The 6843-nt window shown below is 68.1% G+C and carries 8 protein-coding genes; 4 read left to right on the top strand and 4 right to left on the bottom strand.

Annotated features, from left to right (window positions below; all coding sequences use genetic code 11):
- Positions 1-78: 78 nt before the first annotated feature.
- Positions 79-678: a GNAT family N-acetyltransferase gene (locus UUA_RS15210; protein WP_008438443.1), complete on the bottom strand. Its 600-nt coding sequence runs from the start codon at positions 676-678 to the stop codon at positions 79-81.
- 19 nt (positions 679-697) lie between these two features.
- On the bottom strand, positions 698-904 hold the full coding sequence (locus UUA_RS15215) for a YdcH family protein (protein WP_008438444.1): 207 nt from the start codon (positions 902-904) through the stop codon (positions 698-700).
- Between the two features lie 113 nt (positions 905-1017).
- Here UUA_RS15215 and ttcA point away from each other — a divergent pair, with 113 nt between their 5' ends.
- From ttcA to UUA_RS15235, 4 genes are all read left to right on the top strand, one after another.
- Positions 1018-1893 carry a tRNA 2-thiocytidine(32) synthetase TtcA gene (gene ttcA / locus UUA_RS15220; protein ID WP_008438445.1) on the top strand — a complete coding sequence of 292 codons (876 nt, stop codon included), beginning with the start codon at positions 1018-1020 and terminating at the stop codon, positions 1891-1893.
- A 5-nt stretch (positions 1894-1898) separates the two neighbouring features.
- Positions 1899-3101 carry an amino acid aminotransferase gene (locus UUA_RS15225; RefSeq protein ID WP_008438446.1) on the top strand — a complete coding sequence of 401 codons (1203 nt, stop codon included), beginning with the start codon at positions 1899-1901 and terminating at the stop codon, positions 3099-3101.
- A gap of 129 nt (positions 3102-3230) precedes the next feature.
- Positions 3231-4148, top strand: a complete 918-nt coding sequence (locus tag UUA_RS15230; protein ID WP_008438447.1) for a recombination-associated protein RdgC — start codon at positions 3231-3233, stop codon at positions 4146-4148.
- A 115-nt stretch (positions 4149-4263) separates the two neighbouring features.
- Complete coding sequence (locus UUA_RS15235; RefSeq protein ID WP_008438448.1) at positions 4264-5034, top strand: M48 family metallopeptidase; 771 nt, start codon at positions 4264-4266, stop codon at positions 5032-5034.
- 18 nt (positions 5035-5052) lie between these two features.
- Here the strand turns inward: UUA_RS15235 and UUA_RS15240 are convergent, their stop codons facing one another.
- Both UUA_RS15240 and UUA_RS15245 read right to left on the bottom strand, forming a co-directional pair.
- Complete coding sequence (locus UUA_RS15240; RefSeq protein WP_008438449.1) at positions 5053-5640, bottom strand: sterol desaturase family protein; 588 nt, start codon at positions 5638-5640, stop codon at positions 5053-5055.
- A 149-nt stretch (positions 5641-5789) separates the two neighbouring features.
- Entirely contained in the window at positions 5790-6734 is a 945-nt protein-coding gene (locus UUA_RS15245; protein WP_008438450.1) for an alpha/beta fold hydrolase, read from the bottom strand.
- Positions 6735-6843: the final 109 nt, after the last annotated feature.

Below are 6843 nucleotides of genomic sequence, written 5' to 3' on the forward strand. Positions count from 1 at the left end.
AGTCCATACATAGGGCGGGCATGGCCCGCCGCTCTTGCTGTTGCGCGTTATCGAAAAGCATGGCGGGCGGTGCCCGCCCTACGACGTGGCGAGCCGGTTCAGCCGCATGCCCAGCCAGTTCCCCACGTTCGGCCACTCATCGGCGAGGATGCTGAAGCATACGGTGTTGCGCAGGCTGCCATCGGTGCGGCGCTTGTGGGCGCGCAGCACGCCTTCGCGCTGCGCGCCGAGGCGCTCGATCGCGCGCAGCGACTCCTCGTTGTTCTCGTCGGTATGGAAGGCCACCGCCACGCAGTCCAGCGCCTCGAACGCGTGCTCCAGCAACAGGCGCTTGCAGGCGGTGTTGAGGTGGGTCTGCTGCCAGCGCCTGGCGTACCAGGTGTAGCCGATGGCCAGGCGCGGCAGCGCGGGGTCGATCTCGTAGTAGCGGGTGCTGCCGACGATCTCGCCGCTGCCGGCCTCGCGCACGGCGAACGGCAGCATGTGCCCCTCGGCCTGGCCCTGCAGTGCCTTCTCGACGTAGCCGCGCGCCTGGCCCGGCGGCGGCACGCTGGTGACTGCGAGCTTCCACAGCTCGCCGTCGGCGGCGGCGGTTTCCAGCGCCGGCACGTGGTCGAGGCTCAGGGGTTCAAGCACGACGCACTCGTCGTGCAGACGGATCGGGACGAACGGGTTCATGGGGAGTCCGGTGCGGTGTTCAGGCGTCGAGGTCGGGGATCAACTTGCTCTCGAGCCGGGCGATGTTGTCCTTCAGCAGCAGCTTGCGCTTCTTCAGCCGGGTCAGCTGCAACTCGTCGCGGCCGATCGCCGAGGCCAGCCGCTCGATTGCCGCGTCGAGGTCGCGGTGTTCCATCCGCAACTCGGCCAGCAGATGGACGATCTCGGCGTGATCCTGAACCTGCATGGGCGGGCAGACGGTGGCTGGGGATAATCGCTTAAGTTTAACGCCGTTTGCGGGGCGGTAGCGCAGTGCGCGGCCGGTTACAATGGTCGTTCTTCTTCGTTCGATGGGTTGTCATGTCCGTCCAGCTCGAGATCCCGCGTCCGCCGGCCGCCGAGAGCGGCAAGCTGGCCCGGCGCCTGCGTCGCCAGGTCGGCCAGGCGATCGGTGATTTCGGCATGATCGAAGACGGCGACAAGGTGATGGTGGGCCTGTCCGGTGGCAAGGACTCCCACACCCTGCTGGACCTGCTGCTGCAACTGCAGGCAAAGGCGCCGGTGCGCTTCGAGCTGATCGCGGTGAACCTGGACCAGAAGCAGCCGGGTTTTCCCGCGCATGTGTTGCCGGAATATCTGAAGTCGCGCTGCGTACCGTTCCACATCATCGAGCAGGACACCTACAGCACGGTGACGCGGGTGATCCCCGCCGGCAAGACCCTCTGCAGCTTGTGCTCGCGGCTGCGCCGCGGCGCGCTGTACACCTGGGCGGCGGACCACGGCGTCACGAAGATCGCGCTGGGCCACCACCGCGACGACATCCTCGCCACGTTCTTCCTCAACCTGTTCTACCAGGCGCAACTGAAAGCGATGCCGCCGAAGCTGCGCTCGGACGACGGCCGCCACGTGGTGATCCGCCCGCTGGCGTATTGCCGCGAAAGCGACCTCGCCGAGTATGCGGCGCAGCGGCAGTTCCCGATCATCCCGTGCAACCTGTGCGGCTCGCAGGACAACCTGCAGCGCAAGGCGGTGCAGCGCATGCTGGTCGAGTGGGAACGCCAGCAGCCCGGGCGCAGCGAGAACATCTTCCGCGCGCTGGGCCATGTGTCGCCCTCGCACCTGGCGGACCGCACGCTGTTCGATTTCGCGTTGGGCGCATCGGCCGGGTGGCCGGCCGGCGCGACGGACGCCGCTGCGGCCGCGCCTGGACATTCTCCCCATCCACCTGTCGAGTAACCGCCGTGTCCTTCTTTGCATCCGTTGAAATGGCCCCGGGCGATCCGATCCTGGGTCTCACCGAAACCTACCTGGCCGATCCGCGCCCGGGCAAGATCAACCTCGGGGTGGGCATCTACGTCGACGAGCAGGGGCGCATCCCGCTGCTGCCCAGCGTGCACGAAGTGGAGCAGGCGCTGACCGCCGCGGCGAAGCCGCGCGGCTACCTGCCGATCGACGGCATGCCGGCGTACAACCAGGCGACCCAGCGGCTGGTGTTCGGCGTCGACTCGCCGCTGCTGGCGGCCGGCCGCGTGGCCACCGCACAGACCGTCGGCGGCAGCGGCGCGCTGCGGGTGGCGGCGGACTTGCTCAAGCAGGTGGCCGGGGTGGGCGCGAAGATCGCCATCAGCAACCCCAGCTGGGGCAACCACCGCGCGGTGTTCCGCACCGCGGGCTTCGCCCTGGTCGACTACCGCTACTACGACGCGGCCAGCCACGGGCTGGACTTTGCCGGCATGCTGGAAGACCTCGGCCGGCTCGAAGCGGGCACCGTGGTGCTGCTGCACGCGTGCTGCCACAACCCCACCGGCGTGGACCTGGACACGACGCAGTGGACGCGGTTGATCGCGCTGCTGAAGGAGCGCCGGCTGCTGCCGTTCGTCGACATGGCCTACCAGGGCTTCGCCCAGGGCGCCGACGCCGATGCCGCCGGCGTGCGCCTGCTCGCCGAGTCGGGGATCGAGGCGTTCGTGGTGGCCAACTCGTATTCGAAGTCGTTCTCGCTGTATGGCGAGCGGGTCGGTGCGCTGTCGATGGTCGGCGCCGACCGCGACGAGGCGGCGCGGCTGCTGTCGAAGATCAAGCAGACCATCCGCGCGAACTATTCCAGCCCGTCCACGCACGGCGCCGCGCTGGTCGCCGGCGTGCTCGGCAGCACGGAACTGCATGCGCGCTGGGAGCAGGAACTGGGCAGCATGCGCGAGCGCATCCATGCGATGCGCGCCGGTTTCGTCGAGCGGCTGGCCGCGTACGGTGCGCCGGATTTCGGCTTCATCAACCGCCAGGCCGGCATGTTCTCCTACTCCGGCCTGAGCAAGGCGCAGGTGCACCGGCTGCGCGACGAGCACGCGATCTATGCGCTGGACAGCGGCCGCATCTGCGTGGCCGCGCTGAACCGGGCCAACCTCGACACTGTGGCCGCGGCGGTCGCTGCCGTTTCCCGCTGATACTCCTGATCGTCATCCCGGCGAAAGCCGGGGTCCAGCGTCTTTGGTCGTTTCGAGGCGCCGGATTCCGGCTTTCGCCGGAATGACGGCGCAACCGCTGCCATCCGGCAGCCCTGACCCGGATACCGAATGTTCTTTCGCAACCTCACGCTGTTCCGTTTTTCCCCCGCCGTTGCCACCGATCTCGACCGCCTCGACGAAGCGCTGGCCGAGCACCGGCTGCGCCCGTGCGGGCCGCTGGAAATGTTCACCAAGGGTTTCGTGCCGCCGGTCGGTCGCGGCGAGGGCGAGCCGCTCACGCACACGGTGAAGCGGTGCACGCTGCTGACTGTGGGCGGCGAGGACAAGTTGCTGCCGGCGGCGGTGATCAACGACGAACTGCAGCGCAAGGTGCAGAAGATCGCCGAGGAGGAAGGCCGCAAGGTGGGCGGCCGCGAGCGCAAGCGGATCAAGGAGGATCTGCTCACCGAGCTGCTGCCGCGCGCCTTCGTACGGCAGTCGCGGATGTCGGCCTACGTTGACAGGAAACACGGCTGGCTGGTGCTGGACACCTCCAGCCGCAAGTCGGCCGAGAATGCGCTGACCCAGATCCGCGAGGCGCTGGGCAGCTTCCCGGCGGTGCCGCTGGCGCCAGAGGAAGGCCCGCGCGTGCTGATGACCGACTGGCTGGCCAATGGCAACCTGCCGGCCGGACTGGCCCTGGGCGACGAGTGCGAGCTGCGCGACCCGGCCACCGCCACCGGCGCGATCGCCCGCTGCCGCCGGCAGGATCTGGATGCCGAGGAGGTCAAGGAGCACCTGCGCAACGGCAAGCAGGTGTTCATGCTCGGTCTCACCTTCGATGAGAGGATCAGCTTCGTGCTGGGCGAGGACCTGATCGTGCGCAAGCTGAAGTTCCTCGACGTGGTGATGGACGAGCTGGGCGACAGCCCCCAGGACGCCCATGCCGAGCTGGATGCCGGCTTCGCCCTGCTGACGCTGGAGCTGGAGCGGCTGCTGGGCAAGCTGGAGGAATGGTTCGGCCTGCCGCGCCCGGCCGATAGCTGAACGAGAAAGCCATATCGCCGGGACGCCCGGCGCGCCATACTGGGCGTCCGGCCGCTTGCGGGCGGCGGATTCCCCCGTTGATCAGCACAGGGCCGGGCAAGAAGCAGGCAGGATCATGGCGCAGCATCTGGAAGGCGACTGGCTGGAACTGGCCACCGTGGGCGGCAGCATCATCCGGGTGCTGAAGGCCGCCCATCCGCGTGCCCGCCGGCTGCGCCTCACGGTGACGCCGCAGGGCGCGCGGGTCACCTATCCGCTCGGCACCCACCCGGCCCAGGTCAGCGCGTTCCTGCGCAGCCACGCCGAATGGCTGGAGCAGAAGCTCGACGAGCTGAACCTGATCGTGAAGCCGCTGCCGCCGCTGCGCGTGGGCTACCCGTGCAGCTTCCCGCTGCGCGGCGAGACGGCGACGCTCGACTGGATCGAAGGCGCCTACCCGAAGGTCGAGCCGCATGCGGCCGGGCTGACGCTGGTGATCCCGCGCCCGCACACCCGCGCGCTGCCGATCGCTCGCGGCCTGCTCGCCTCGCACCTGGAAGCGCTGATCCGCCGTGATGTCTCGCGCTGGCTGGCCGGCTACGTGCCGCAGCTGGGGCTGGCGCCCACCGCGCTGAAGATCCGCCCGATGAAAAGCCTGTGGGGCAGCCTGGACACGCGCGACCGGATCAACCTCGATCTCGCACTGGCCCTGGCGCCGCCGTCGGCGCTGCGCTACGTGCTGGCGCACGAGCTGTGCCATCTCAAGGTACGCAACCATTCGCCGCGGTTCTGGGCGCAGGTTGAGAACCTGTTTCCGGACTGGCGCGAGCAGCGCGACTGGCTGCGCCAGCACGGCGCGATCCTCAAGGCGGAACTCGACCGGCTGGTCGACGACGTGGCCGACTGATGCCCGCGTGCGACCGGCTCAGTGGTTCCGGGGCCGGCGCACGTACTTCGTGCCCAGCAGCACATCCCACAGCAGCGTGGTGACCCCGAAGTTGCTCTCGGGGTGATAGTGGTGCACGTGGTGGGCACCGGCCCAGCGCCGCAGCAGCGGCTGCTTGAAGCGCACGTGGTGGATGATGAAGTGGCTCAGGCCGTAGATGATGTAGCCGAAGGTGATCGCGCTGGCCAGCAGCAGGGCGAAGCCGGTTGGCATGACCAGCATGAACACGCCGGCCAGCGCCAGCAGCACCGCCGGGGGCAGGAAGAACGGCAGCGAGTCGTAGCCCAACGGCCGCGCATGATGCAGGTCGTGGCCCTGCGCGAACAGCGGGATGCGCGTGTGGAACATCCAGCGGTGGAAGAAGTACTCGATGAAACTGAAGGCGAACAGGCCCAGGCCGAGTGCCAGCAGGGCAGTCAGCGGGCCGCCCGCATGCCGGCGCCAGCCGAGCACCAGCAACAACAGGCACAGCACGATGTCCACGCCGAGCTCGGTCCAGTAATTGGTGCGGGTGGCGGACATCCGCATCACCGCGTCGACGAAGATGCGCCAGGGACTTCGCTTCATCACTTGCTGCACCGTCCTGCCTTCATGCGCATGGGTACGCCAGACTACGACGTCATCCGCGCATTCTCCCACGGTGTCATGCGCAATTCACAATAATGCGCTAGGGAGGAGCGGGTCCGTTCAGCAACCGGCGATGCTTGCGCCGGGGCTCAGTGCGACAGCGCGAAGCCGGTGAGGATCTGCGCGGTCTGTTCGGGCTTTTCCAGCATCGGCATGTGGTTGCAGCCGTTGATGATGCTGGTGCTGATCGCGCTGGCGGCGGTGAGGCCGTTGCGCAGGCTGTCCAGCGCGGAAATATCCACGATCTTGTCGTCGTGGCACCACAGGCCCAGCACCGGCATGGTCAGCTGGCTGAGCCGGTTCTGCACCGAAAGATATTGTCCCGGCTCGCGCAATTCGTCGAAGCTGCGCTCGATGAAGGCGCGGTCGCGCTGGTTGTGCTGGATGAACACGTCGGCGAAGCGGCGAGGCAGGTCGAGCGGCTTCTCGAACGCCAGCAAGTTGGCGCGCTCGAAGCCGGCACGGTCGTCGTACACGAACGGGTTCTTGCCGGCCAGCGCGTCGCGGGCGAACACGTTCACCTTGCCTTTCAGGCCGAACGCGTCGACCAGCGCCAGAGCGGCCACGTGCTCGGGATGTTCGCTGGCGTACACGCCAGCGATCGCACCCCCCATCGAGTGGCCGACCAGCAGGAAGCGCTGCAGGCGCAGGGTCTGCACGAACGCATCGAGTCGCCCCGCCTGGGCGTCGATGTTGTAGCTGGCGCCGGGCACCCGCGAGGAATCGCCCCAGCCCGGCAGGTCGGGGATGATCAGGTGGAAGTGCGGTGTCAACAGCTTCGCCGTCTCCAGCCACAGGGTTTTGTCCGCGTCAAAACCGTGCAGCAGCACGATGGTCGGCCCCTGGCCGCCTTCGTAGTAGACCCAGTGCGTGTCGCCGGCCTGCACCGAATGCTTCTCCAGGTGCGCCGCCATTGCCTCGCGGGTGACGTTGGCCTGCAGCAGCCACTGCGGCGCGAACAGGTAGCTGCCGCCCAGCACGATGACCAGCAGCGCCACCAGCCAGCCCAGGAATTTCAGCCGGCGCAGCAGCATGCGTTTCCAGAGCGGGGTGGTGCTGTTCGTAGATGGCGGCATGAGGGTTTCTTGTCAATCGTGGCGGGAATCGCTCCCTCCCCTGCATGGCAGGGGAGGGCTGGGGTGG

Source organism: Rhodanobacter thiooxydans LCS2 (genome assembly GCF_000264375.1).
Taxonomy (GTDB): domain Bacteria; phylum Pseudomonadota; class Gammaproteobacteria; order Xanthomonadales; family Rhodanobacteraceae; genus Rhodanobacter; species Rhodanobacter thiooxydans.

Bases quoted from the DNA above. Each gene is read 5' to 3' on its own strand.
- UUA_RS15210 (WP_008438443.1), bottom strand. From the start codon at position 678: ATGAACCCGTTCGTCCCGATCCGTCTGCACGACGAGTGCGTCGTGCTT.
- UUA_RS15215 (WP_008438444.1), bottom strand. From the start codon at position 904: ATGCAGGTTCAGGATCACGCCGAGATCGTCCATCTGCTGGCCGAGTTG.
- ttcA (WP_008438445.1), top strand. From the start codon at position 1,018: ATGTCCGTCCAGCTCGAGATCCCGCGTCCGCCGGCCGCCGAGAGCGGC.
- UUA_RS15230 (WP_008438447.1), top strand. From the start codon at position 3,231: ATGTTCTTTCGCAACCTCACGCTGTTCCGTTTTTCCCCCGCCGTTGCC.
- UUA_RS15235 (WP_008438448.1), top strand. From the start codon at position 4,264: ATGGCGCAGCATCTGGAAGGCGACTGGCTGGAACTGGCCACCGTGGGC.
- UUA_RS15240 (WP_008438449.1), bottom strand. From the start codon at position 5,640: ATGAAGCGAAGTCCCTGGCGCATCTTCGTCGACGCGGTGATGCGGATG.
- UUA_RS15245 (WP_008438450.1), bottom strand. From the start codon at position 6,734: ATGCTGCTGCGCCGGCTGAAATTCCTGGGCTGGCTGGTGGCGCTGCTG.